Below are 25,179 nucleotides of genomic sequence, written 5' to 3' on the forward strand. Positions count from 1 at the left end.
GGCTGGCTACCTTAGGTCGAAATCATCACAATTTGTTCTTTCCCATCCATTTGAATAAGGAATGGGCTATCTAGTTGAATATGCCTAAAGTAATGAGTTTCTAACGTTGCAGGGTACTCGTTGAGTTTTTCCCACATAATTTTCGACCTCACATCGCCATCTTGTACCGAGCAGTAGCCCACGTTCATGCTGATAACATTGTGGAAAAAGTGTGATCCCGACGACGCATCGAGCGGAAAACCTTCGAAGCTTGTTTCAACAATAAGCTTGGCGTTTGATATTTGTGGCCATGCTACTGGTATGCCAATCCATCGGTCGCGAGTACCCCATCTTCCTGGGCCAACTAGAACGTATTTTCGTCCTGCATCAATAAGCTTTCTGTTGATAGCCTCAACCTCCTTAGCCATTTCGGGAGTCTTGGTTTTATCAAAATTTTCTCGTCGAATGTACACAATATCGGTAATGTCGTCAATCTTTCCGTTACCCATTCCGTAGTACGAAATAAGTAAAACTTTCGATAAATCTATGTTCTCGGGTAAAATTTTGTACTCCTCGGAGTTCCCAACCATAGGTTTTATCTGCAGAAGAAAGAATGAGGCTTTGTAGTCCTTATCCCTATTCAGGTCGATGGCAAATTCAATTTCGCAGGGCGACCCCAACGCCTCTTCAACCACCTCGAGTACAATTTGAATGGTTTGGGCTAGGGGAATATAGTTGTACTTTAGGATGTTGGCAAAGTTCAGAACTCTTGATCCAGCCTGCGATAACCCAGGTGTTATGGTATTGTTCAGTGGATTAAAAACAGATGCTGCATACTTAAGCGTTCCATGCTTTTCTGCATCATAAAGTTCAAGCCTAGCTAGTCCAGCCTCGTCACCTTCGTTAAGCATATCAATCTCCTTTTTGCTTAGGTCGATGGCAAAAAAATCGGTTTGCGAATTTTTTACCAGGTCCATGGGTGTGTAGTTCATAAGGGTGGGGTACTTGGGGCAAAAGCGGAACGCTTTCTCACCTTCAACAACATATTTTCCAAGTCCTAGAGCAATGGTTGCAAAGCCATCCTCGGGCTTTATATGGCCAAACGGGTAGTAGTTGTACGACTGGGCTACGCCGCTTATATGAGGATAGTAGTAGTTGTCATACTTCGTACCTACCACCTCTTGAATAATTACCGCCATTTTTTCGTCTTCTATCTTAAAGTTTACAGCCTTAATATAGTTGCGTGCTGTATTGGAGAAAACCGATGCAAATACAAGCTTAATGGCATCCATTGTTTGTTGTAGCCTTACCTTAATGTCGGGATTATTGTTGGGTACTAAATAAGTTTCGAAAATGCCAGCAAATGGTTGCATTAGCGAGTCTTCAAGCAAACCCGACGAACGAATGGCCAGTGGCCTATGGTAAATCTGCAGCAAGCGTTCCAATCGATTGATCAGCTGATCCGACAGGGATCCCTCCAGAAAGTACTCCTTGATTTGGTGATAATCAGTTTCGGCAAAAACCTTTTCGTAAAGCCCGTTACGCTGCATAAAGCATTCAAACTCATTAATCCCAATAATGGATGTGCGTGGGCTATACAGGTTGATATTGGGAACGTACTGCGATATTTCAAAGGTGTAAAGCAGGGTGTTGATAAACGAGAGGCCACGCCCCTTACCGCCAATCGATCCTTCGGCTAGGGATACGATATTGCTGGAATCCACCTCCCAAGCAGTGTCGAAGCTAACAATTTTACCTCTACGCTTTTCTTGCCGGTATTTTTTTAAAGTGCTTAGTAAATAATTCCTAATTTCTTCGGGGCCAGAAAAATCGTTTATGCTTGAGGGGTGAATTATTCTTGCTACGTTGATTTCGCCACGTGCCGTGAGCCATAGTGAAAAGTGGTTTTTCTCGGCGTGGTAAAGTATACTTTCGCCAGGTACGTCATGCAGGCATTTCTCAAACTCCTCCATGGTGGTGGCAGTAATAATGGGTTGTCCTATGGCATTTTTAAACACAAAGTCGCCAAACCCAAGGTAGTTACTTATAAAACTTTTTAGCTCCTGCATCAAGCTCACAGAGTTTTTATTGATAAAGCCAACATTATCAATATCCTTGAATACGGAATCGGAAAACCCGCTTATAATTTTACTGTTGAGCAGCTTTACCTTCTCCTCGTTAAACTGCTCGTACGACTGGATTATTACGGGTAAGTTTGGCAGGCTTTTTCGAATCTCCGATATTAGATTAATGCCAGCATTCTCGTCGAGCTTGCCCTTGTGAAAAAATTTTACATCGGAAATTACGCACAGCATGTAATCTTTGTATCGCTTAAAAATTTCGATGGCTTCTTCGTATGTGCCGGTTAACAATATTTTGGGCCGAATACGGATGCGCAGTACCTTATACAAATCGTCGGTACTAACATCATCTATTATTCGTCGGGTTTGCTCAAGGATGCTGCTGTACAGAACTGGCAAGTAGCGGGAGTAATATCGGGGGGAGTCTTCAATTAGCAGTATAACACGTGTTAAGCCAATTCGGGTGTCGTTTTCCAGGTTTACCTTATCCTCTAATAGTTTAATGATGGAGAAAAAGATTTTTGGGTCGCCATTCCATTCGAATACCTTATCAATACTCTCAAAGGCCACAAGGCTTTTTTCCATCTCATTAAGAATAGATGCGTTGTTAACCATTAAGTACAAGGCAATATAGCTGTACTCGGCTTTAATCTTACGGGCCATTTCCAGTGGAGTTACCCGGTCGGCTCCCATCATGATGATCACCATGTTGAAGTGCTTCTCATCCATCTTTTCAAGGGCCTCATCGAGTGTTGAAACTCCGGTAATACGAGGTACGCTGGTTAAGCTAAGCTTAGCATACTCGCCCAGTATGTTGTCGGTAACTCGATCCTCCTTCTCAAGGTTGTAGGCATCGTAAAGGTTGGCAATCAGCAAAATTTCCTTAACCTTAAAGGGCATCAGGTCATGGTATATGTCCCTATCAAAGTTGTGCTGGTTTATGAACTTCTGCAGAAGTTTTTTGCGAGAGTGTGCTCCCTCTGGTTCTGATGGTCTTTTTGTTACTTTAACCTCCTTAACAAAATCTTTTCCTTTAATTGAATTAAGGTAGCCCGTAATTAAATTGCTAATATTCTGAATAAGGTCTCTTTCTTCTTTTAGGAATGGGCCTTCATCTTGGTCGGGGAATTTTTTTGTGTAAAAAATTTCTAAGGTTCCAGTTTCGCCATCTATGGTTTTAAACGACTGGCTTTGTACCCATTGCGTTTCATTAAAACTGGCCGATGTGACCTCTATCCCTTGATATCGAATGCGAGCTACAGTAAACTGAGGGAATTGCCATGCATCTGGCAGTATCAGGCATATTTGTCTTAACGTACCCTCTACAGTTCTTCCCTCCTTAATTATTGAGGTAGTCCGATTTATAGCCGAAAGCTCCTTTAACCTTTCGCGATTTTCTGCTAAAAGTTTGTAAAAATCATCTTGTGAAGTTTCTCTACTACTCATAGTTGCTTATTTTGCAAAGGCTTACCACATACTGTTGGACTCCTAATCTACCAATATACGCCCTTTTTTCTTTAGCACCATTACATCGAAAAACATTTACGTGTTTTACTTATTGCTACTAGGTGTGACTCGTAGAGGTTAGTTAAGTAAATGGCTGAAATTGAGATGGTAGTGTAGCTGTGAGTGTAAAATAGGATTAAATTGTACTCAATATTTGATCGACCTAACTAATTACACCAAACCCAAATTGCAATACTATGAAAAATCCAATTTACGAAGAGAAGGTCAATAAGTTTATGGCTTACATCATGGCTAAAAACCCTGCCGAACTCGAATTTCATCAGGCTGTAAGGGAAGTTGTTGAGAGCATAGTCCCCTACATCGAGGAGAATCCAATTTATACCGAGGAGCGTATCCTTGAGCGCATATGCGAACCCGAGCGGGTAATCATTTTCCGTGTACCATGGATAGATGATAAAGGGAATATTCAGGTTAATAGAGGTTTTAGGATTGAGATGAACAGCGCCATTGGCCCATACAAAGGAGGGCTGCGTTTTCACCCCACCGTAAACCTTGGTATTCTCAAGTTTTTAGCCTTTGAGCAGGTTTTTAAAAACAGCCTCACTACGCTACCTATGGGTGGTGGTAAAGGCGGATCCGATTTCGACCCCAAGGGTAAAAGCGAGAAGGAGGTTATGCGGTTTTGCCAAAGCTTTATGACGGAGCTCTGCAAGCACATTGGACCCAATACCGATGTTCCGGCTGGTGATATTGGGGTGGGTGGTCGCGAGATTGGTTACCTATTTGGCCAGTACAAACGTATACGGAACGAGTTTACAGGGGTTCTCACAGGAAAGAATATTCTATGGGGCGGCTCCTTAATTAGACCAGAGGCAACGGGTTACGGTAATGTGTATTTTGCTCAGGAGATGCTCAAAACCCGTGGTGAAACTTTTGAGGGCAAAATCGTTGCGGTTTCAGGTTCCGGAAACGTGGCTCAGTTTACCATCGAAAAAGTGAATGAGCTGGGTGGTAAGTGCGTTACCCTTTCCGATTCCAATGGATTTATTTATGATCCAAAGGGAATTGATTCCGAAAAGCTAAAATACATTATGTGGCTCAAGAATGAGAAGCGAGGAAGAATGAAAGAGTATGCCGACAAGTATGCCTGCGATTACTTCCCCGATGAGCGTCCTTGGGGTATAAAGTGCGATGTGGCATTACCTAGTGCTACCGAGAATGAGATTAACGGCGAGCAGGCAAAAACTCTTGTTAAAAATGGCTGTATTTGCGTGTCCGAAGGTGCAAATATGCCATCAACGCCAGAGGCTATTGAGGTGTATTTAGCAGCAAAAATTCTTTTTGGCCCTGGTAAAGCAGCTAATGCAGGAGGGGTTGCCACGTCAGGATTGGAGATGACCCAAAACTCGATGCGTCTTTCTTGGACTCGCGAGGAGGTGGATGGTAGGTTGCAAACCATTATGAAAAATATTCACAAAACTTGCCATAAGTATGGCACTAAGGAGGATGGTTTTATTAACTATGTTGATGGTGCAAATATTGGTGGCTTTGTTAAGGTTGCCGACTCAATGATTGCCCAAGGTGCCGTTTAACAAAAATTTGATATGAATATTCTGGGGTCGGGTTGTTTTAAAAGCCCGGCCCATTTAGATTTTGTTATTAACATTTTTCCTAATTGTAAGGATTTAGCCTTTACAATAGGGTAATATTTGTTACTTTTGATTCTCGAAAATTTTGATAGAATAATTACAGCAACTAAAAATACTTTATGCGAGTTCAACGTGTTTATGCTGAGGTAGATAAAGATAAGGACGATAACTCAATTGATCTTTGTCTACTCAATCCACTAATTGAAAAATTTCGTGGTCAAAAGGGTAGCATTATCCCTCTTTTGCAAGGTGCACAAGCCATTTACGGTTACATTCCAGCAGCTGCTTTCAAGAAGATTTCGGAGGAAACAGGTGTAAGCCTTAGCGATATGTATGGCGTAGCCACTTTTTACGCACAATTTAGGCTAAAACCAGCAGGAAAGCACATTATAAAGGTTTGTCACGGTACAGCCTGCCATGTGCAAAATGCCGATGCCATAACCGATGCCATTAAAGAAGCACTTAATGTAAAGGATGGCGAAACCACTCCCGACAGACTTTTTACGCTCGAATCGGTTGCATGCCTGGGTTGCTGCTCTCTTGCCCCTGTAATGATGATTGGTGAGGAAACTTACGGCAAGCTAACAGGTGCCAGCGCTGTAAAGGTTATTAAGGATATAAAGATAAAGGAATTAGAACGCTGATTACGCAGACCCGCCCTGCCTTCCGGCCCGGTAGTCTGCTGCTGGCAGGTTAAACGGATGAATGCGGATAAGAAAATTTTTATATAGGAAATCCGTGAAAATCCGTGAAAATCCGTGAAAATCTGTGTTATCTGTGTTATCTGTGTTCAATTAAATCTTTCTATTAATGTCAAAAACAAAAGTAATAGTAGGTCTGGGTAGCTGCGGAATTGCAGCAGGAGCAAGCAAAGTTTACGATAAAATTCTTGCCCTAAAAAATGCCGACTCGCTCGATTTTGAGCTAAAAAAAACCAGCTGCGTGGGCATGTGCTTCCGCGAGCCGCTGGTCGAGGTGGTTGACGATAACGGCTCTATCACCTACGGCGATGTTACCGAGGATAAGGTAGTTGAGATAATTCAAAACCACGTGCTGGGTCAAAATCCTGTAAAACCCTTTGTGGTTAAAACCGATTTATTTGAGGTGCCCGATAAGGTTTTCTTTGAGGGTCAGGTGAAAATTGCCTTACGTAACTGTGGATATATCGACCCCGAAAACCTCGATGAGTATCAGGCTCGTGATGGTTACAAAGCCATTGCCAAAATTGCCGAAGGCAAAATTAGCCCCGAGAAGGTTATTGAAACGGTGCTAGAATCGGGCATTCGTGGTCGTGGGGGCGGTGGTTTTCCAACCGGAATGAAATGGCGCTTTGCCCGTAATAACCAGTCGGACGATAAGTACATAATTTGTAATGCCGATGAGGGCGACCCCGGTGCCTTTATGGATCGTTCACTGCTCGAAGGCGACCCCCATTCGGTTATTGAGGGGATGATTATTGGTGCCTACGCCATTGGCGCCAACCACGGGGTAATATACTGTAGGGCAGAATATCCGCTTGCCATTAAGCGATTAAACATTGCCCTTGAGCAAGCACGTAAAGCTGGCTTTTTGGGCGAAAATGTGTGCGGAATAAAAGGTTTTAATCTCGATATCTATGTAAAAGAGGGTGCAGGTGCTTTTGTGTGTGGCGAGGAAACTGCGCTAATTGCATCCATTGAGGGCGAGCGGGGGATGCCTCGAAAGCGGCCACCTTTCCCTGCCGAGGCTGGCTTGTGGCGTAAGCCATCTAACATCAACAATGTTGAGACTTTTGCTAATATTCCATACATTATTTTCAACGGAGCCCAATCGTACAATAAGTATGGTACGGAAAAAAGCAAGGGCACAAAGGTTTTTGCTCTTACGGGCAAGATTAAGCACGGAGGTTTGGTTGAGGTGCCCATGGGCATGACCATCCGCGATGTTATTTACAAACTTGGTGGTGGAATTCAGGACGATAAGGAGTTTAAGGCGGTGCAAATGGGGGGGCCATCGGGTGGTTGTATTCCCAAGCATTTAATAGATACCCAGATAGATTACGATAGCATTACTGCTACCGGAGCCATTATGGGCTCGGGTGGTATGGTGGTAATGGACGAGACAACCTGTATGGTTGATGTAGCGCGCTTCTTCCTCGATTTTACACAAAAAGAATCGTGCGGGAAGTGTACCTTTTGCCGCATTGGTACCAAGCGGATGCTCGAAATTCTAACCCGCATAACCCAAGGCAAGGGCGAAGATGGCGATATTGAGAAGCTCGAGGAGCTGGCTCATCAGGTAAAGGATAGCTCGCTTTGTGGTTTGGGACAAACGGCGCCAAACCCGGTACTTACCACGCTTAAGTATTTCCGCCACGAGTACGAGGCGCATATTTACGACAAGAAATGCCCTGCCCATAGCTGCAAGGAGTTGCTTACCTATGTAATCGATCCCGAGAAGTGTACCGGTTGCCGTGTGTGCGCCATAAAGTGCCCCGTGCAGGCCATAACAGGCGAAAAGAAAATGCCGCATTTTATCAACCAGGAAACCTGCATTCACTGTGGCGATTGCTACAGCAGATGTAAATTTGAAGCGATTAAAGTTAGTTGATGATAGAACGCGGATGACGAAGACCCGCCTGCTGCGGGCAGGTTTTAGCAGATTTCCGCAGATTTTTTTACGTTTTATTAAATCTATTATTTGCGTCTTAGCGTCTTAGCGTTTAAATAAATTTGTATGACCAACAAAATCAACATAATTCTAAACGGAAAGCCCGTTACAGCAACCAAAGGCGAGTATATTCTTAGCGTTGCTAAGCGAAATGGAATTGAAATACCAACCCTTTGCCACGACCCACGGCTGGAGCCCTTTTCGTCGTGTTACGTATGCGTGGTAGAGATTGATGGACAGCGCAACCTGCAGCCATCATGCTCAACCCGTGTGGCCGAAGGTATGAGCATCACAACCGATAATGAGCGGGTGCATAAGGCTCGCAAAACGGCACTCGACTTAATAATGAGTAATCACTATGCCGATTGCGTTGCGCCTTGTCGCGAGCGTTGTCCTGCAGGGGTTGATGTTCAGGGCTATATATCGCTCATTGAAAAGGGTTTGTATAGCGAGGCCATCAGACTAATTAAGGAAACCAATCCGCTACCCGCCATTTGCGGTAGGGTATGCGTGCGCCCCTGCGAGGTGGCCTGTAGGCGAAATCTGCTCGACGAAGAAACAGGTGTTGGAATAGACTATATGAAGCGCTATGCCGCAGATGCCGATTTAAACTCACCCAATCGTTTTGTGCCTGAAGTTGCATCATCAACCGGGAAAAAAGTAGCAATTATTGGAGCTGGTCCTGGTGGATTGTCGGCTGCATATTTTCTTCAGCAAAAGGGGCATCAGTGCGATATTTTTGAGGCGCAGCCCTACGCTGGTGGCTGGTTGCGCTACGGCATTCCAGAGTACAGGCTTCCCAACGATTTACTACAGCGCGAGGTTGATGCGGTTACCGAGCTGGGTGTAAATATCTTCTACAATAAGAAGTTAGGCGATAACTTATCGTATAAGGAAATTGCTGAAAAGTACGATGCAACCATACTTACCATTGGCTCGCAGCGTGGTACATTGTTGGGAACTGAGGGCGAGGATGCTGAGAATGTGTTCTCGGGCATCGACTTTTTGCGTAATATGGAGGTAACAGGCCAGCGCTACGATTTTAAGGGTAAAAAAATTGCCGTGGTGGGTGGTGGTAATACGGCTATGGACTGTTGCCGCACTTCAATTCGTTGCGGTAGCACCGATGTTACCGTGGTTTATCGTCGAACCGAGAAGGAGATGCCTGCCAATCCCATCGAGATTCACGAATCGAAGTTGGAAGGGGTGAAATACAAGTTTTTAACTGCTCCCGTTAAGGTGAATAAGGATGATGAGGGTAAGGTTAAATCGATGACCGTTGTTGAGATGGAACTGGGCGAGCCCGATGCGTCGGGTCGTCGTAGGCCTGTGCCAAAGCAGGGTTCCGAGTTCGATATGGAGTTCGATTACATTCTGGCGGCCATTGGCCAAAAAACCGATATCAACTTCCTTGACGATATCAATATCAACATAAAAAGCGGTGAGCTAAAACCCAATAAATGGGGCGATATTGCTGCCAATCCTAATACATTGCAAACCGATATACCATCGGTATTTGCTGCTGGCGATGGGGTAACTGGCCCTGCCACAATTATTGAGGCCATTGCTCAGGCTAAGTTGGCATCGCATAGCTGTCACCAATATCTTAGCGGGCAAGAGGTTAAGCCACCCAAAAAGGAGTTCCTAAGCAAGAAGGATAATTTTAAAAAGCAGGAAACAGACGATTACCTTGGTCGCTACCAAAAACAGCTGCGCGAGGAAATGCCTGTGCTTGAGGCAAATATTCGTAATAATTTTAACGAGGTTGAGCTTGGTTATACCGAGGAGCAAGCCTTACATGAAACTGGTCGTTGCCTGGAGTGTGGCTGTGTGGCCTACTTCGACTGCGACCTAAAAAAGCACGCCGATACCTACGAGGCAGATCAGCAGCGCTTTGCAGGTGAGCATAATGAGTATCAGGTAAATTTCAACCATCCCTACATCGAAATAGATAATAATAAGTGTATTTTGTGCTCGCGCTGCGTTCGCATTTGTAAGGAGGTGGTGGGAGCCAATGCCCTAACGTTGCTAAAGCGAGGGTTCGATACATTTGTTGCTCCAGCAACAGGCGAAAATCTTTCCGAATCAACCTGCGAGAGCTGTGGGCTGTGCCTATCGGCCTGTCCAACCGGTGCACTAACCGAGAATGTACCGTTTAAGCCCGGCCCTGTAAAAATGGATACTTTCGATACCATTTGCACATACTGCTCGGTGGGTTGTAAGCTCACATACCATCATCGTGGCGGGTATATCATGAAGGTAACTGGTGCCGAGGGTATGGTAAATGCCGATGGCAACCTGTGTATGTATGGTAAGTTTGGGTACAAAATATTTAATCGTGCTGATAGGATAACCAAACCTTTGGTTAAGGAGAATGGAGAGTTTAGGGAGATATCGTTTGAGAATGCATACAAAATTATTGAGGCAAAGATTCGTGCTTTTGAACCAGATAAAACTGCGCTGTTTGCAGGGGCAAGGCTAACTAACGAGGAGCAATATCTTATTCAGAAATTTGCCCGTGCTGCCGTTGGCACAAACAACGTGAATAGCTTCCATTACTTGCACGGCGCAAGCGGTTTTTCAAATATATCGTACCAAAACGTACCATTTGAGCAGCTAAAAGATGCTAACCGAGTGTTTTTGTTTGGAACCGAGTTAGATAGATACAATCCGGTTGTTGGGTATATGGTTAACTCGGCAAAAGTTCCTTACGAGGTCATATCAACCCGACAAATGCCTGGGTTGAAGCGTAAGGCTCAAAAGTATATTCAAGTACTTTCGTACTACCATTTTGTGCGTGCGGTAAACCATTATCTGCTCTCAAATAATTTGCACAATGGCTTGTTTATAAGCGATAACTGCGAAGGTTTTGACGAGTACAAGCAAAATCTGCTTAAGGAGAATTACTATGACCTGTGCAAAGCGGCTTGCGATTGCAATGGTAGTTGTGTAGAGGAGTTTGCGCAACGATTTAATGCCGAGATGAATGCCGTGCTTATCTTCTCGGAGCGTGAGCTCAGCCAGCAAACCGCCCTTGAGCTAAAGAATCTTGCGCTTATTACGGGTAAACTCGGAAAAACATCGAGCGGTATTATTGTGCTTAAAGAGAAAAACAATGCACAGGGACTATTCGATATGGGTGTACGCCCCAAAACTGGAGTAGGTATTCAGGATATTGCTAATGCAGATTATGCTAGCGTTGCAAAAGAGTGCTGGGGAGTTAGCACCTTACCTAAGGTTGGTGACAAGTGCTTTACCGACCGTTACTTTAGCAGCGAGTTTAACAATATTTTTATTTTTGGTGAAGACCCTGTGGGCACTTCCGATGCAAATGAAAAAGTTCAAAAACCTCTGAACGATGCTGAGTTTGTAATGGTTCAGGATGCCTTTATGACCGAAACGGCCAAGCAGGCCGATTTAGTTCTACCTGCATCTTTCTGGTTTGAATTGGGAGGTTCATTCACCAATACCCAACGGATGATTCAGGAGTTTGAGCAAGGGCTAAAACCCAAAACCGAGCGAACAAGTATTGACCAGCTGCTCGATTTGCTTAAATCCTTCGGCTTTAATGGTCCTAACGATGTTGATGATGTGCGAAACGAGGCATTCTCGCTGCTACCCCAATCAAATCAAAATAAAAAGCATGCATTTGCCATAACATCAGGCATCATTTCCACATCGATGTTTAACCATGGCTGCGATTACCTAATGGCCGAGTTCGATAGGGAGTTTGGGGAGGCTATGGAGGAGTGATTTAGTAATTGGACTTAGGTGTTTATATATAGTTTTGTACTTTTTTGGCTAGAGTGATTATAAGTGACTAAAATGGCGAGTGATAGATGATTAGGAAAACTATGTGTCTATGAAAAATTATGTTTTCTATTAGTTTAACAGAGAATTTTCTAAATTTTAAATTTTAAACCTTAAACCTTAAACCTTAAACCTTAAACCTTAAACAATTTAACAAACAACCAATAACTGAAAACCGATATGACCCCTTTCACTAACACCAACGATATCCTCGATTTTGCCATCGAGAACGAGCAGAAAGCTGTCGATTTTTATACTCATCTGGCCAAATCGGCTCGCACCGACGATATGCGCGAAACCTTTGAGCAGTTTGCCAAGGAGGAGATAGGGCACAAGGCTCGGCTAGCAAAAATTAAGGAGGAGGGCATTTTCTCGTTATCCAGCGAAAAGGTGGCCGATTTAAAAATTGCCGATTACGTGGTGCGAATCGAGCCAACCGACCAAATGACCTACGAACAGGCGCTGGTTCTGGCTATGAAGCGCGAAAAAGCTGCGTTTAAGCTTTATATGAAGCTCTCAGAGCAAGCCCCAAGCGAGGAGTATAAAAAGCTATTTTTGGGCCTGGCGCAAGAAGAGTCGCGTCATAAGCTGCGCTTCGAACTGGAGTACGATGAGTATGTGCTTCGGGAGAATTAGCAAATTATTGCTTATCAATAATTCCCATTTTTTGCATTAGGAATGAGGCATTTAGCTTTTGGCTAATACCATCCTTTAGCTTGTAATCGAATACTAGCTCGTCGTTTTCCAGCTCAACCTCAAAGCATTTGTTCTGCACAATGTTGGGGTATTTCTTTTCCATTTGCCCAATGGCTAGGTCGTGAGTAGCTATCAGGGTAAAAGCGTTGAGCTTAATAAGTTTTTCAATTAGACCCATGGAGCCAGTTTGTTTGTCGTGCGGATTGGTTCCCCGCAGAATCTCATCGAGAATTACCATCGTGTTGGGGTTACTGGTAACGTGATTTATTATCTCCCTAATCCTTAGCAACTCAGCGTAAAAGTACGACTCGTTTTGCGCCAGCGAGTCGTGAATATTTATGCTGGAGACAATGCTGCAGGGCGTAAACGTAAAATCGTTTGCACAAACCGGACCCCCGTTGTGAGCTAGTATTAGGTTTGTGGCTATGGTTCGCAAAAAGGTACTTTTCCCAGCCATATTTGCACCGGTAACAACAACAACCTTGGGTTTACCAGTACAATCAAAATTGTTATCAACCCTCTTGCTTGTTGGAATCAAAGGATGCCCCAAGCTGCAAGCTTGTATGCCAAAGGGGTGTGCCTTAACCTTGGGGTAGGTTGTTACACTGTTGTTGTTAAACGCAAATCGGCCAAAGCCAATAAGAGCGTCCATCTCGGCCAGAGCATCAAACCATTCAAATGCTTTTTGTTGATGCTGATCTTTCCACCTCTCTAGCTGTTGCAATACTTGTAGTTCGAATAGGGTAGATGTGTTAAACAGGATGTTAACCAAGAAGTTATACCTATAGTCGAACCGATTAAGCAGCAAAAAGAGCCTTTTAATTGAGGTGCTAGCCTTTTGCTCTTCGCCAGCCAACTTACTTTGCAGGCTCTTAAGGTAGGGGCTTTGGAATGGTTCGTTCTCCATAAGTCTCACCAGTGCAGAGTAAACCTCAAATACCTTGGCACTTTTTCCCAGCTTGTCGTGCGCCTCATCCACATACTTTTTATATCTACTTAGTACTAACAAAGCAACTACTATGGGGAAAATGTATACCGATGCGTTTACCAACGATGCTATAACAAGTAGCGTGATTATTGCAAATAGCAAGGGGTATGCTATGAGCAGCATCTTTTCTTTTGATTTTATAGTGTTGGCGGCGCCAAACCATTTCTTTAGATTATCTGCATCATACCCACTGGCTTTGCTAACTAACCCCAACGATTGGAAAGCCTCCATGAACTGATGATGGTTCGATAGCTCTGCAACAGCCTGCTGCTTTTGCTCTATGGTTTTGCTATCCAGATCCCAGTGGCAAAGCTTTTGGGCTAACCTTTTTGCCCCAGCAAAGGTCACCGATCGGTTTAAGTATTGGTATAGAGAGCCCTTGCCAAAAATTTCAAAATCGCTGGCAAACTTGGGATTTAAATCAACAAATCTATCTCCACCATCAAAAGAAAGGTATTGGTGGTCAATGAATTTCTGCTCGTTCTTGTTTATGTCCACCAGGTTTTGTATCCTATTTCGCTTCACGTTTACTGTGTGATTCAACTTTATAACCAGCAGAAAACCTGTTACCAAAGCAGCTCCAAGGTACCATGCTAGCATCCTTTCACCATTAGTATTAATTATCCATATCAAATTGACAATAAGCGATGCGAACAGCACCAATCGGAGTACAAAGAAGTACTGAGATATCCTTGCCAATCGTTTCTGCTCAATATTTAGTTCACTTAATCGTTTTGCGTAGTGAAGAACTGGTTTCTCCATTTAGGTTACATTTTGATTTGTATATGTTGATTATTGGGCATTGCAAACTCCAAAGATAAGCCAATTTGATGGTTGCTGACATGGATAGCAGGCCCATTGAAATCTTTACAACTTTTTAACAGTTGCTGCAACTATGCATACCTCTGGGTATTTCGAATAATTAATGTAATTTTAAGGCAAATTTTTAAGATAGAATTCTATGCTACATCAACGATATGGTTACATCAAAATAGTATTCATTGTACTACTTGTGATATTTGGAAGTGGACAAGCAATGGCGCAGGTGGCGTCTCGGCAGCCCTTATCGCCAGCCGATTCGCTTTTTCAGAAACAAAAGTATGCTCAGGCAATCCCACATCTAATGGCTTTGCTCAATCAGTATCCACAGGATCCAAATTACCACTATCAGCTTGGTGTTAGCCATTTATACGGATCAAAAAATATTGATAAGGCAATTGAGCATTTAAGGTTTGCGTCAACCCGGGAGGTTTCCAACCTGGTATACTATCACTTGGGGTTTGCTTACCAAATGTCCTACCAGTTCGATGAGGCCATAGGGTACTACCGACGTTTTACCATAAATGGTGGCGATCCAACGGTTCCAAATCAGCAAGTAGAGCAGCTGGTGAGCCAATGCGAGAACGGAAACTTTATGCTCAGCTACATTCACCAACCCGTTGTAATGGATAGTAAGCGGGTCTCTATCGATGATTTTACCAACTACATAATTACAAAACCAGCTCATGGTTCGTTTATTCCAACCCCGAAGGATCTCCTTTCGCAGGTCGATTTAAAGCAGAACCATTCATCGTACATATTTTACCCCAACAACCCTAAGCCCGGCGACAGGATTGTTTACTCGAGCTACGGAGCTACTACGCTGTACGGTAAAGATCTTTTTATAATTGAAATGCTTGACGATGGCGTGTGGAGCAAGCCCCAAAATTTGGGCGATGTTGTAAATTCCCGCCTCGATGAGGATTATCCCTACTTACTGCCCGATGGGCAAACTTTGTACTTTGCATCAAAAGGTCATTACTCCATGGGGGGGTACGATATTTACCGAAGCGTGTACAGCCCATCAAGCAGACAGTGGAGCACCCCCGAGAACAAAGGGTTTCCCATTAGTTCACCCTATAACGACTTTTTTTATGTTCCTGATGCCGATGACCAGATGGCTATTTTTGCAACCCAACGAAGTGTTTCCGCCGATAGCGTTGATATTATCCTTGTTAGGGTTGATGAAAGCCCAATCCGACGAGCCATTGGTTCCATTGAAACTATCCGTGAAATAGCCCAGCTTACCCCAAATAGCGATGCTGGCGTATTTGCCCCAACACTAACCGATAAACCTAACAGCAAGGCAAAACCTGCGCAGCCCAAGGCAGCATCGTTTAGCGCCGTGGAGAACGACCCAGAGTACACCAGAGAGCTGGCCAATGGCTTTGCACAGCAGATGTTTGCCGATTCGCTTAGGCAACGACTTGAAATTCTACGCGCACGCTTTGATAATATTTATACGGCTGAGGCTCGTCGAAATTTAGAAGCACAGGTTGTTGAAGTGGAGGATAACCTGCTTAAGGCTCAGCGAAATGCCGATGTTCATTTTGCAAAAGCAAGTCAAATTGAGCAGGAGTACCTAACCGGTAAGCGCAAGCCAATTGATAAGCCCACCTCTACCTTTACAACCGACCAACCCGATTATCTGTACCAAGCTCAGTTTGCTCCAACCGTTTTTCAGGCCGATGAGCTTCGCCAGCTGGCCAGGCTCGAGCAGGTAAATCCACAGCTTCAACGGCAGCGCGAGGATATTAAGAGCACAATTTCGCGATTAGCGAATATTGAGAAGGAAACATCAGCCGATTCGCCAGAGTACCAAGCCCAGTACCGATTGTATATAGACCAGCTAAGTAAGTTTAATAGCCTAATGGGAAATTACATTAGTGGTAAAAAGAAACTATACAACGATTGCATATCTGTTGCCCTAATCAAGGGTGGTGCAAATAGTAACCTAAGGATAAAAAGCGAGATTGATAGGGCAAATTCTCACTTCAGATCGGCTATGGCAATACGTAACAATGCCACATCGGAAACTAGTGTCGAATCGGAGTACGAAGCCCTACTGCTCGATGAGCTGGCTGTTGCACGACTCGAAATAGCCTTTGCCAAGCTCTGGGAGATGCAGCTTTTCGAGCAGCAGCTGCTAAGCAAGGTTTATCGTATGGAGCAGAGCATTTTTGGCCATACCCTTCCAAACTCAACCCAAGCGGCAAGGCAAAGTGTCGAGAATCAGCCTCAATCGCCACAGCCCCAGCAGCAGGTTTCAATTGTTAGGGTCAATGATGTTTCAGTAGATACCGAAGGGTTTGTATTTGAACCCGACAAGGAGCCTCCATTTCAGGTGCTCGATAAAACGCCATACTCCAAGGATAATCCAATACCTCAACACCTTCCTTTGCCTAATGGATTAGTATACAAAATCCAGCTAGCCGCATTTAGCCGTGCCGTGAGTTTCGATACCTTTAAGGGTATGGTACCTGTTTCTGCAGAGCCTGTAAACGATGGTAGGGTTACAAAATACTACGCAGGGCTATTTACCAAGCTCGATGAGGCCGAGAGCGCTTTGCCAACAGTTCGGTCATTAGGATTTAAGGATGCATTTGTTGTTGCTTGGCACGATGGACGCTCGGTTACCCTTACCCGAGCCAAAGCACTTGAGGAGTCTACACCTACATCTGGAATGGTAGTCCGTAGAGATACTACTCGAATCGAAATAGAAAGCGAAGGGAAGTTATACGTAATACAGCTTGGATCTTTTGTTGGTAGAATACCTGCCGACATTACTCAAACCATAAGAGCGCTTGCACCGGGAAAGGATATTGTGCGAAAACCCGATAATCAGGGGGGATTTGTGTACTCCATTGGATCATATTCCGACCCTAACGAGGCGAATAGGATAAAGGATAATCTGGTGGCTAGTGGAATTAAATCGGCCTTTGTTGTTGCTGTTGATATGGATAATTAATATCTTAGCAGTTCTATTATAGCCTTTAAATGGATCGAAAATCAACAGTTAAGCCCAACGAAAACAAGAACTTTGACATCAATTATCAGAGTTCTCATTCGCTTATTCTTTTTAACGATGAGGTAAATGAGTACCAATTCGTAATTGATAGCCTTGTGGAGGTATGTAAACATAACCATTTGCAGGCCGAACAATGTACCCTAATTGCACACCACAATGGCAAATGCGATGTAAAAATGGGAACACACAAGCAACTGAAGCCATTGCGTGACGAGCTTCTACGTCGTGGCCTATCGGCAACAATAGTAGCAAACTAAATCAACCTAACTAAGCTAAAAATGACGGGGATTGTGATACTAATTCTTTTGGGACTTTTTCTTTTTATAGTTGAGTTCCTTCTTGTCCCGGGAGTTACTGTGGCCGGTATAGGTGGCTTGGCGTGCTTGGTAGGAGGCGTTTTTTGGGCATACTCTAGCCATGGCAATATGGTTGGGCATATCACCCTAATCTCTACCATTGCCCTAACCCTTTTTACCGTGGTTTTGGCCTTGCGCTCCAGAACATGGAAAAGATTTATGCTCGATACCAACGTTGAGGGTAGCGTGGCGTCTGAAGAGAATACAACTCGTATAAAACCAGGTGATGAGGGTCTAACCATTAGCCGTCTTTCGCCAATGGGTAAGGCTCGTATAAACGATTTGGTGGTCGAAGCCCGTTCAACAGGTCAGTATATTGACCCCAAAACCAAGGTGGTTGTTATTCGGTTCGAAGGATCAAAAGTTATTGTTAAACCTAAAATAGACTAAAATGAGCGACATTGGTTTTTATTTAATAATCTTTGCCGTAAGTATTGCGGCGCTATGGATTTTACTGTACTTTGTACCCATAGGGTTGTGGTTCTCGGCATTGGTAAGCGGTGTTAGGGTTTCATTACTGCAACTAATCCTAATGCGTTGGCGTAAGGTTCCCCCAGGGGTAATTGTTCAAGCCCTAATTGAGGGAACAAAAGCAGGCATTCAACTTTTCCGAAACGATCTCGAAGCCCACTACCTTGCGGGTGGACGGGTATCAAAAGTGGTTCACGCCTTGGTTTCGGCTCAAAAGGCTAATATTCCGCTCGACTTTAAAATGGCAACTGCCATTGACCTTGCCGGTAGGGATGTGTTTGAGGCCGTACAAATGTCGGTAAACCCCAAGGTTATTAACACTCCACCCGTTACCGCCGTGGCAAAGGATGGAATTCAGCTTATTGCAAAGGCCAGAGTTACCGTAAGGGCTAACATCAAGCAGCTAGTTGGTGGAGCAGGAGAGGAGACCGTGCTTGCACGTGTTGGCGAGGGTATTGTATCGTCAATTGGTTCGGCCGACTCGCATAAGAAGGTGCTTGAAAATCCAGATTTTATCTCTCGCGTTGTGCTCGAGAAAGGGTTGGATGCAGGTACTGCCTTCGAAATTCTATCCATCGATATTGCTGATATTGATATTGGAAAGAACATTGGTGCTGTGCTGCAGATGGATCAGGCCAATGCCGATAAGAATATTGCTCAGGCCAAAGCTGAGGAACGTCGTGCAATGGCTGTTGCTCTAGAGCAGGAGATGAAAGCTAAAGCGCAAGAGGCTCGTGCCAAGGTAATTCTTGCCGAGGCCGATGTGCCCAAAGCGATGGCCGAAGCATTCCGCAATGGCAACCTTGGAATTATGGATTACTACAAGTTCAAGAATATTGAGGCCGACACCTCAATGCGCGAGAATATTGCCAATAAGGATAAGGGTAAAAAGCAATAGTTTTTCTTTAGATATACTTAACAAAAAATGCTTTGCAATAGTGCAAAGCATTTTTTGTATGGGTTACAATAAAAAAAGGGCTGATTCATCAGCCCCTTTTAAAATGTAAAAGCTAGGGTTATCCCTTCTTCTGATGTGTCGATTTTTTTGCGCCATCACCCGCTGGCTTTGCCTTGGCTGCAGGTGCCTTTTTCTGTGCAGTCGGTTTTTTCTCCTTTGCTGCAGCGCTTTTGGGTTGAGCCTTTGCTTTGGGTGTTTTCACTTCCTGACCAGCCTCTGTTGCTTCGGCATTTTCTGCGTTCTGCTCAGCAACCTCTTCTTCCTCCTCAAAATCAAGCATACCAAGGTCTTGTAGCTGGTTGTACCATGATACTACTTTTTTGATGTCCGATGTGTAAACCCTATCGGTATCGTAGTTGGGCTCAACCTCTAGAAAGAATTTTTTCAGCTCGTCGTTGCTAGATTTATGCGAGATGGTTGAACCTCCATTCTCTTTCCCCTTGATGCTATTCAGAATTTCCCTAAGCGGTTTTTCCCCATCATTGGTGAAGATAGCGATATCCGATAGCGCGCTAACCTTAGCCGATGCTGCAATGTGGCTACGCTTACCATCGGTGAGCGACTCAACAATTATCCCATTTCGCCCTTGCGAAACGTACTTGTACAGGCCTGGGTAACCCGAAATTGCCATAATATCCTTCAATGCCATAGTGTGAATGGTATTTTTAAAGTGAACTACAAAAGTATAAAAATGGATTAAATACACTTAGCTCCACACCAAAAAAATAAAAACCAATATCGCTTTAGCTGAATAGTCGAGAAATATTTTGGCTTATTTTAGTTTTTGGTTTACCTACTTTACCATAAAGAAACTGCTGAGCAAGTAATTTACTACAGTTCGTTTTACTTGGTTAGCGAACATTTGCCCGATGCAGTTTTAAGATTTACAACGGGCAAGTTATCCCCTAGGGTAAAGGATTTTACGTTATATAGGTCATTGTTCTTAGTGATTTGCGTTTCACTATCGAATTTCCAAGGCGATACAATTTCCCCCTTATTGGCTTTCGCCGTGAAAGTATATGTTCCCTTGGGCTTATAGCCGTTTAAGTTTAATTCGACAGAACCCGAAGCCGAGGAAAGAGTTAGGTCAGATTTCAACTGTGAAGCTAATAAAACGTTGATTGATCCAGAAGCGGTTGATATCTTACTACTGCTTGTTACATCAATTCCATTAGCCTTTATGGTTCCGCTTGCCGAACTTAATTCAATGTGACCCATACATTTATTAAATGTAATATCACCCGAAGCGGTTGACATACTAAAATGTGCATTAGCATTTTCAACCCATATATCTCCGCTGGCGGTACGTGCTTTCAGCACATCTGAATCAACATTCTTGATTTGAATATCACCCGAAGCAGTGCTTATATTTGACCTTGAGTTTACACCTTCAATGGAAACACTTCCCGAGGCAGTGTTATACTCTATTGTTGTATTTTTCGGAATCAATATCGTCCAGTTTGAATCTCCTTTACACCTCCTACCCTTAAAATTTTCCTTTAATGCGATGTAACCATTTTTCTCCTCAATACTATAGTCGAAGCACTCATCAGGGTATGTGTAGTCGAGAATTATAACAATCTCGTTGGTTTTGCTCTCCTTAATAATACAGTTACCACTAACGGTATTAATTCTCATCTCATCTTTTGGTTGGTACCGCTTTTCCATACTGTTCGTTTGCGCTATGGCCAATTGATTGAACGATAGCAGACCGAGAGAAATAAATGTGATCATAATCTTTTTCATAGGAATTTTGTTTTTTTGACTAATATGTAACGAAGGACGCCAACATATAGGTGAGTGCTGCATTAGTATTGATGTAATTTTATTTCAAACCAAATTATTTTATCATCTTCAGCAGTTGGCTCCTATTTAGAATTGTTATCTCCCTTCGGTTAACATAAATTATTCCCTCTTCCTGCATTTCTGAAAATACTCGGGCTAGCGAAGGCCGAGTAACCCCAAAAAACTCGGCCAGCTCCTGATGCGATTTGGGTAGGATTATGGTGGTGCGGGTTTCGCTTTTACCCAAGGTAAGTAGGTAGTGCGCAACCTTTTCCTTAATGGTTTTAAATGAAAGCAACCATAATTTTGTGGTTAAAAAATGTGCTCTATTGGATACTGCTCTTAGGAAGTTGTTTAGAATAATTACATTGCTTTGAAGCAGCCTTAACACATCGGCTTTGGGGATGAAAAGAATTCTGCAGTCGGTGAGGGCCACCACATCCACAGGAAACTTGTTGGCATCGCTAAATATTACGGCGTGAGCAAGTGGTTGTGGAGCCTGAATTTCTTCTACCTTTAGAATTTTTCCCGAGAAATCGACCATTTCGCCTTTAACAACGCCCTCAACAAGAATGCAAAGAAACTTCACTTCCTCATCGCGCTGGGCAACGGTTTGCCCTTTGTTAAACGATCTAACCGTGAACGATATCTGCTTAAAAATTACCTCAAGGTCCTCGCTTTTAAGCCCAACGAAGAAAGGTGATTTTACTAAAACCTCGTACATCTTTTTTTGTGCTAAGATATAAATATTGTTTGCTATTGGTGGGGCTTTCGTCCCCATTTATGGTATGTTTTAATAGATTTTTTACTTTTGCCCCAATTCATCTTCAAAATCAAAAGCATTATGAACACACGAGAATACTACATCGATTTGCTTAGTAAGCATGTTAAGAACCCCAAGATGATAGCTCACTGTCTTGCTTCGGAGGCTGTGCTCCGAGCCTTAGCCAAGCACTTTGGCGAGGATGAGGATGTGTGGGGAATCGCGGGGTTGCTTCATGATATTGATGTGGAGTGGACCGAGGGCGACGCCAAGCGCCATGCCCTTGAGGGAGCAGAGCTGCTCAAGAACGAAGGGCTACCCGGTGAGGCCGTGGATGCCATAATGATGCATAACGAGATGGCAACGGGTAAGGATCGTACTACGTGCTTTCAGCACGCTTTGGCCGCAGGCGAAACTATTACAGGGCTAATCTTTGCCACGGCGCTGGTTTATCCCGATAGAAAGATTGGCAGCGTAAAACCTAAATCAATTGTTAAGCGGATGAAGGAGAAGGCGTTTGCTGCATCGGTTAATCGCGATACCATAATGGAATGCGAGAAGATTGGTTTACCAATCAATGAGTTTGCAGTTCTATCGCTTGATGCTTTAAAACCCATGGCCGAGGAGCTGGGCTTTTAATAAAGAACAACCCCTGCTGGATTCACCGGCAGGGGTTGTGGAGAGTATACTGAGACTAGCGGATTAGCCTAGCTCAACAGCAACAGGGGTAATGTTCTGAATATTGTCGCTAACTGGACATCTTGATTCAACTGCGTGCAGCCATTTTTCTAGGGTTGCTTTGTCTGCATCACAGGTGGGAATCATCTTAACCACAATGTTTTTGTAACCCGCCCTATCCTCATCGCTTTTTCCAAAAAGTTTGGCAGGGTTTAGGTCTCCGCTGATATCGATTTTAAGGTCTTTCAGCTCAAATCCCATCTCGTTGGCAATTAGGTGTCCCATTACATTTAGGCAGCCAGCAAATGCAGCTAAAACATACTCTACAGGGTTTGCAGCTGTGTTGGTTCCACCCAACTCCTCTGGTTCATCAACAATAATCTCGAAATTACGTGCCTTTACAATAGTTTTGGCCGCGCTAGCCCTTTGGGCTTGTATTCTAAATTTTAAGTCTGCCATAATATTAGGTTTTTAGTTATACAATCATTTGATTTTTCTCACATTGCAAAGGTATCTGTTAGCAGAATAACAACCTAGCGAAGTAGCATTGGGAATCACCTGAATGAAAATGTAGTTTTATGAAGGAAAAAGTGTAATATTGCCTTTTAATAATCCTGCAATAGCAACTGATATGGAGAGCAAACATAAAGTATGGTACGATTATCTATCGGAAGACCAGCATCAGCAGCTTCTTGACAATTCGCAGCTGGTTACCTTTAAAAAGGATGAAACCATAATAAAGCAGGGCATTGCAGCCGATCATATCCTGTTCCTAGAGCAGGGCATGGTAAAGCTAATAATTGAGGATGAGGAGCGCTCTACCGCATTTAAAATCCTATCCGATAATACATTCATTGGCTTGATGTGCGCCTTTGTAAAGCGTAGCTTCGATTTTTCGGCTGTCGCCATCACACCCTCTAGGGTTCGGTTGATAAACAGAGCGGTATTTGAGGAAGCAATACGAGGCAATGGCGAATTTGCAGTTTACATTGTGCAGCTCATGTCGCTCATGACCAACAAGGTGGTGCATGATCTAATTCAACTATCCCATAAAAATGCCGACGGTGCCATCTGTACCGTGCTGCTAGAGCTAGCATCAATATTCAATAGCCATAAGTTTCAAATGCCCTTTTCGCGAATAGAGCTGGCGCATACCATTGGCTACTCCAAGGAGAGCGTAATTAGCTGCCTATCGTCGTTGCAACGTGATGGGGTACTAATTGCTTCGGGCAAAAGTATTGAGATTCTGGATATGAAACGCTTGGAGACAATTAGCCGCTTTGGCTGATTACTTGCCTCGTACCTGCTCCAAGGCATTCGTTCGTTTTATAAATACTATCGCATCGTACCTTAGGGGTAAGATGGTGGGAACATAATTATAAAGCCTTTCTGTTGATGGATTATAGGTTACCCCTATGGCTCTGTGCCCAATGGGGTTTAGCATATCTTCCGATTTGCGAATTTCGTCATCAAAAATTGTATAAAACGACTCTAGTCCACAATCCTCTAGTAATGATTCTGCACTGTTTTTCTGTGCTTTAGGTATGCTCATCTTGGTCATTGGGCTACCCCATTGTACTCCTGCGTTAACCTTTCCTTTGTAGGTTGTAAAGCCAACTATGGTAACCATTTGGTCACCATAGCTTTGTCGTGCTAGCTGCCCAATATTTACCATTCCTTCGTTTCGCATCGATGTAGCCCTTGCATCGCCAACGTGGGTGTTGTGCGCCCACACAATCCCTTTGGCGTAGGTTCCGTGGCTTTTTAGCAGTTGCATCACGGTATTGTGCATATGCATCACTCTGCTGTTCCATGATGTGATGTTGTTGCGAACGGCCAAACGGTAGTAGTCCTCCGAGTTTTGCACTACCTTGGCGCTTTGCTTGGCATGCCTAAGTAGCTTAGCTTCGGTAGGGCATTCTATCGATTCCAAATGCTCCCTGAGGATATCAACCACCCACTCCAGTCCTTCGTTGCACGAGGGGTAGCCTTGCGTTACCGCTCTAGCATATTGCCACTCGTCGAAGTTGTAGGCTGTATAGCAGTCGAATTTTTCCTTGATATCATCATGCCTTTCGGGTAGTTTCTGCTCCACAATCCTCAACACCTCTTCCATGGCTTCCCATTGCCCGTAAACATCCATTCCGTATATTCCAATCCGTTTATCATTGGGGAGATCTTTATTGTACTCCCTAAGCCACTCGGCAAGGTTTTCCACCTCAGTGTTGGCCCACATCCATTCGGGCCATCTATCGAATGTTTCTAGCACTTCGCTTGCCGAGGCGTAGGTATTGCAATGGTTCTTAACGTATAGGTTAAGCCTGTAGATTGATGCCCAATCGCCCTCAACTGCAATAAAGTTATACTCCTTTTCAGCAATAAGCCGTTTACTTATTTCGGCTCGCCAGCGGTAAAACTCGGCAGTTCCATGAGTCGACTCGCCTAGCAAAACCAATTGGCTATCACCACCCAATGCAATAAGTTGGCTTAGGTCGTCAGCAGTTTTAAGCTCAACTGCATTTGCGCAGTATGGGTTTTGGGAGTTTCCCCCACAGGCCGGGGTAGTGGCCAGTAATGTAAGAAGCAGAGGTATGGCTAGCATAATCTTTAGCATTATAAGTATCATAATTATTACGATGGATGAACCCTAAAAATACTGATAATCTATAACATAGCCAAGTGAATGGTGTGCTTTCAAAAGAATGAAAACACATACTGCTGAAAACCTGCTCGATGGGTAGGGTGTAAAAAAGTATTATAAAAGGCCATTTTTTAAAAGGATTTTTCTATTTTTGCAACCCGAAACGCAAACGGTCCGGTAGCTCAGTTGGATAGAGCATCAGCCTTCTAAGCTGAGGGTCATAGGTTCGAATCCTATCCGGATCACATTTTAAAATTATAAAGAGGGTGTCCATAAACTGGCACCCTCTTTTTTATTTATAAAGTCTTGTCGTTTTAGAATTTCACTTGAACTAGCACCAAATTCATTATTTGCCTTCTTT

General features: G+C 43.7%; 18 protein-coding genes and 1 tRNA gene. 12 read left to right on the forward strand and 7 right to left on the reverse strand.

Annotation, left to right across the window (positions count from 1 at the left end):
- Positions 1 to 11 precede the first annotated feature (11 nt).
- Positions 12 to 3,506, reverse strand: a complete 3,495-nt coding sequence (locus G8O23_RS06055) for a PEP/pyruvate-binding domain-containing protein (protein ID WP_166362819.1) — start codon at positions 3,504 to 3,506, stop codon at positions 12 to 14.
- A gap of 257 nt (positions 3,507 to 3,763) precedes the next feature.
- Between G8O23_RS06055 and gdhA the strand changes: the two genes are divergently transcribed.
- From gdhA to G8O23_RS06080, 5 genes are all read left to right on the forward strand, one after another.
- Complete coding sequence (gene gdhA, locus G8O23_RS06060) at positions 3,764 to 5,119, forward strand: NADP-specific glutamate dehydrogenase (protein ID WP_166362821.1); 1,356 nt, start codon at positions 3,764 to 3,766, stop codon at positions 5,117 to 5,119.
- Positions 5,120 to 5,295: 176 nt separating this feature from the next.
- Positions 5,296 to 5,820 carry an NADH-quinone oxidoreductase subunit NuoE gene (gene nuoE, locus G8O23_RS06065; protein WP_166362823.1) on the forward strand — a complete coding sequence of 175 codons (525 nt, stop codon included), beginning with the start codon at positions 5,296 to 5,298 and terminating at the stop codon, positions 5,818 to 5,820.
- A 166-nt stretch (positions 5,821 to 5,986) separates the two neighbouring features.
- The gene (locus G8O23_RS06070) at positions 5,987 to 7,765 is read left to right on the forward strand and encodes an NADH-quinone oxidoreductase subunit NuoF (protein ID WP_166362825.1); all 1,779 of its coding nucleotides are present in this window, start codon (positions 5,987 to 5,989) and stop codon (positions 7,763 to 7,765) included.
- 126 nt (positions 7,766 to 7,891) lie between these two features.
- Positions 7,892 to 11,578 carry an FAD-dependent oxidoreductase gene (locus G8O23_RS06075; protein ID WP_166362827.1) on the forward strand — a complete coding sequence of 1,229 codons (3,687 nt, stop codon included), beginning with the start codon at positions 7,892 to 7,894 and terminating at the stop codon, positions 11,576 to 11,578.
- Between the two features lie 237 nt (positions 11,579 to 11,815).
- Entirely contained in the window at positions 11,816 to 12,271 is a 456-nt protein-coding gene (locus tag G8O23_RS06080; protein WP_166362829.1) for a ferritin-like domain-containing protein, read from the forward strand.
- Between the two features lie 4 nt (positions 12,272 to 12,275).
- On the opposite strand, the gene G8O23_RS06085 is transcribed toward G8O23_RS06080, so the two are convergent.
- Positions 12,276 to 14,081 (reverse strand): MutS-related protein, encoded by a 1,806-nt coding sequence (locus tag G8O23_RS06085; protein ID WP_166362831.1) that lies wholly within the window; start codon positions 14,079 to 14,081, stop codon positions 12,276 to 12,278.
- Between the two features lie 199 nt (positions 14,082 to 14,280).
- Between G8O23_RS06085 and G8O23_RS06090 the strand changes: the two genes are divergently transcribed.
- From G8O23_RS06090 to floA, 4 genes are read left to right on the forward strand one after another with little or no spacing between them, the layout of a single operon-like run.
- Positions 14,281 to 17,106, forward strand: a complete 2,826-nt coding sequence (locus tag G8O23_RS06090) for a PD40 domain-containing protein (RefSeq protein ID WP_166362833.1) — start codon at positions 14,281 to 14,283, stop codon at positions 17,104 to 17,106.
- Between the two features lie 29 nt (positions 17,107 to 17,135).
- Entirely contained in the window at positions 17,136 to 17,423 is a 288-nt protein-coding gene (locus tag G8O23_RS06095; RefSeq protein ID WP_166362835.1) for an ATP-dependent Clp protease adaptor ClpS, read from the forward strand.
- Between the two features lie 21 nt (positions 17,424 to 17,444).
- Entirely contained in the window at positions 17,445 to 17,912 is a 468-nt protein-coding gene (locus tag G8O23_RS06100; RefSeq protein WP_166362837.1) for an NfeD family protein, read from the forward strand.
- A gap of 1 nt (position 17,913) precedes the next feature.
- Entirely contained in the window at positions 17,914 to 18,891 is a 978-nt protein-coding gene (gene floA / locus G8O23_RS06105) for a flotillin-like protein FloA (RefSeq protein ID WP_166362839.1), read from the forward strand.
- Positions 18,892 to 19,009: 118 nt separating this feature from the next.
- Here floA and G8O23_RS06110 read toward each other — a convergent pair whose 3' ends face one another.
- The 3 genes from G8O23_RS06110 to G8O23_RS06120 form a co-directional block, all read right to left on the reverse strand.
- Positions 19,010 to 19,600, reverse strand: a complete 591-nt coding sequence (locus G8O23_RS06110; RefSeq protein ID WP_166362841.1) for a DUF5606 family protein — start codon at positions 19,598 to 19,600, stop codon at positions 19,010 to 19,012.
- Between the two features lie 194 nt (positions 19,601 to 19,794).
- The gene (locus G8O23_RS06115) at positions 19,795 to 20,697 is read right to left on the reverse strand and encodes a DUF4097 family beta strand repeat-containing protein (RefSeq protein WP_166362843.1); all 903 of its coding nucleotides are present in this window, start codon (positions 20,695 to 20,697) and stop codon (positions 19,795 to 19,797) included.
- Positions 20,698 to 20,791: 94 nt separating this feature from the next.
- The gene (locus G8O23_RS06120; RefSeq protein WP_166362845.1) at positions 20,792 to 21,517 is read right to left on the reverse strand and encodes a Crp/Fnr family transcriptional regulator; all 726 of its coding nucleotides are present in this window, start codon (positions 21,515 to 21,517) and stop codon (positions 20,792 to 20,794) included.
- A gap of 63 nt (positions 21,518 to 21,580) precedes the next feature.
- On the opposite strand from G8O23_RS06120, the gene G8O23_RS06125 reads away from it, so the two are divergent.
- Positions 21,581 to 22,138, forward strand: coding sequence for an HDIG domain-containing metalloprotein (locus tag G8O23_RS06125; RefSeq protein ID WP_166362847.1), 558 nt, complete (start codon positions 21,581 to 21,583; stop codon positions 22,136 to 22,138).
- A 63-nt stretch (positions 22,139 to 22,201) separates the two neighbouring features.
- Here G8O23_RS06125 and G8O23_RS06130 read toward each other — a convergent pair whose 3' ends face one another.
- Entirely contained in the window at positions 22,202 to 22,636 is a 435-nt protein-coding gene (locus tag G8O23_RS06130) for an OsmC family protein (protein ID WP_166362849.1), read from the reverse strand.
- A 172-nt stretch (positions 22,637 to 22,808) separates the two neighbouring features.
- On the opposite strand from G8O23_RS06130, the gene G8O23_RS06135 reads away from it, so the two are divergent.
- Positions 22,809 to 23,465 carry a Crp/Fnr family transcriptional regulator gene (locus tag G8O23_RS06135; RefSeq protein ID WP_166362851.1) on the forward strand — a complete coding sequence of 219 codons (657 nt, stop codon included), beginning with the start codon at positions 22,809 to 22,811 and terminating at the stop codon, positions 23,463 to 23,465.
- Here G8O23_RS06135 and G8O23_RS06140 read toward each other — a convergent pair whose 3' ends face one another.
- Complete coding sequence (locus G8O23_RS06140) at positions 23,466 to 24,803, reverse strand: erythromycin esterase family protein (protein ID WP_166362853.1); 1,338 nt, start codon at positions 24,801 to 24,803, stop codon at positions 23,466 to 23,468.
- A gap of 186 nt (positions 24,804 to 24,989) precedes the next feature.
- On the opposite strand from G8O23_RS06140, the gene G8O23_RS06145 reads away from it, so the two are divergent.
- Positions 24,990 to 25,063, forward strand: a tRNA-Arg gene (locus G8O23_RS06145).
- Positions 25,064 to 25,179 lie beyond the last annotated feature (116 nt).

Origin of the sequence: Perlabentimonas gracilis, from assembly GCF_011174675.1 — a bacterium.
Lineage (GTDB): Bacteria > Bacteroidota > Bacteroidia > Bacteroidales > Tenuifilaceae > Perlabentimonas > Perlabentimonas gracilis.

Excerpts from the sequence above, each read along its gene's own strand:
- G8O23_RS06120 (WP_166362845.1), bottom strand. The coding sequence starts at position 21,517 with ATGGGGACGAAAGCCCCACCAATAGCAAACAATATTTATATCTTAGCA.
- G8O23_RS06130 (WP_166362849.1), bottom strand. The coding sequence starts at position 22,636 with ATGGCAGACTTAAAATTTAGAATACAAGCCCAAAGGGCTAGCGCGGCC.
- G8O23_RS06115 (WP_166362843.1), bottom strand. The coding sequence starts at position 20,697 with ATGAAAAAGATTATGATCACATTTATTTCTCTCGGTCTGCTATCGTTC.
- G8O23_RS06110 (WP_166362841.1), bottom strand. The coding sequence starts at position 19,600 with ATGGCATTGAAGGATATTATGGCAATTTCGGGTTACCCAGGCCTGTAC.
- gdhA (WP_166362821.1), top strand. The coding sequence starts at position 3,764 with ATGAAAAATCCAATTTACGAAGAGAAGGTCAATAAGTTTATGGCTTAC.
- G8O23_RS06090 (WP_166362833.1), top strand. The coding sequence starts at position 14,281 with ATGCTACATCAACGATATGGTTACATCAAAATAGTATTCATTGTACTA.
- floA (WP_166362839.1), top strand. The coding sequence starts at position 17,914 with ATGAGCGACATTGGTTTTTATTTAATAATCTTTGCCGTAAGTATTGCG.
- G8O23_RS06085 (WP_166362831.1), bottom strand. The coding sequence starts at position 14,081 with ATGGAGAAACCAGTTCTTCACTACGCAAAACGATTAAGTGAACTAAAT.
- G8O23_RS06080 (WP_166362829.1), top strand. The coding sequence starts at position 11,816 with ATGACCCCTTTCACTAACACCAACGATATCCTCGATTTTGCCATCGAG.
- G8O23_RS06075 (WP_166362827.1), top strand. The coding sequence starts at position 7,892 with ATGACCAACAAAATCAACATAATTCTAAACGGAAAGCCCGTTACAGCA.
- G8O23_RS06070 (WP_166362825.1), top strand. The coding sequence starts at position 5,987 with ATGTCAAAAACAAAAGTAATAGTAGGTCTGGGTAGCTGCGGAATTGCA.
- G8O23_RS06140 (WP_166362853.1), bottom strand. The coding sequence starts at position 24,803 with ATGATACTTATAATGCTAAAGATTATGCTAGCCATACCTCTGCTTCTT.
- G8O23_RS06135 (WP_166362851.1), top strand. The coding sequence starts at position 22,809 with ATGGAGAGCAAACATAAAGTATGGTACGATTATCTATCGGAAGACCAG.
- G8O23_RS06095 (WP_166362835.1), top strand. The coding sequence starts at position 17,136 with ATGGATCGAAAATCAACAGTTAAGCCCAACGAAAACAAGAACTTTGAC.
- G8O23_RS06055 (WP_166362819.1), bottom strand. The coding sequence starts at position 3,506 with ATGAGTAGTAGAGAAACTTCACAAGATGATTTTTACAAACTTTTAGCA.
- nuoE (WP_166362823.1), top strand. The coding sequence starts at position 5,296 with ATGCGAGTTCAACGTGTTTATGCTGAGGTAGATAAAGATAAGGACGAT.
- G8O23_RS06100 (WP_166362837.1), top strand. The coding sequence starts at position 17,445 with ATGACGGGGATTGTGATACTAATTCTTTTGGGACTTTTTCTTTTTATA.
- G8O23_RS06125 (WP_166362847.1), top strand. The coding sequence starts at position 21,581 with ATGAACACACGAGAATACTACATCGATTTGCTTAGTAAGCATGTTAAG.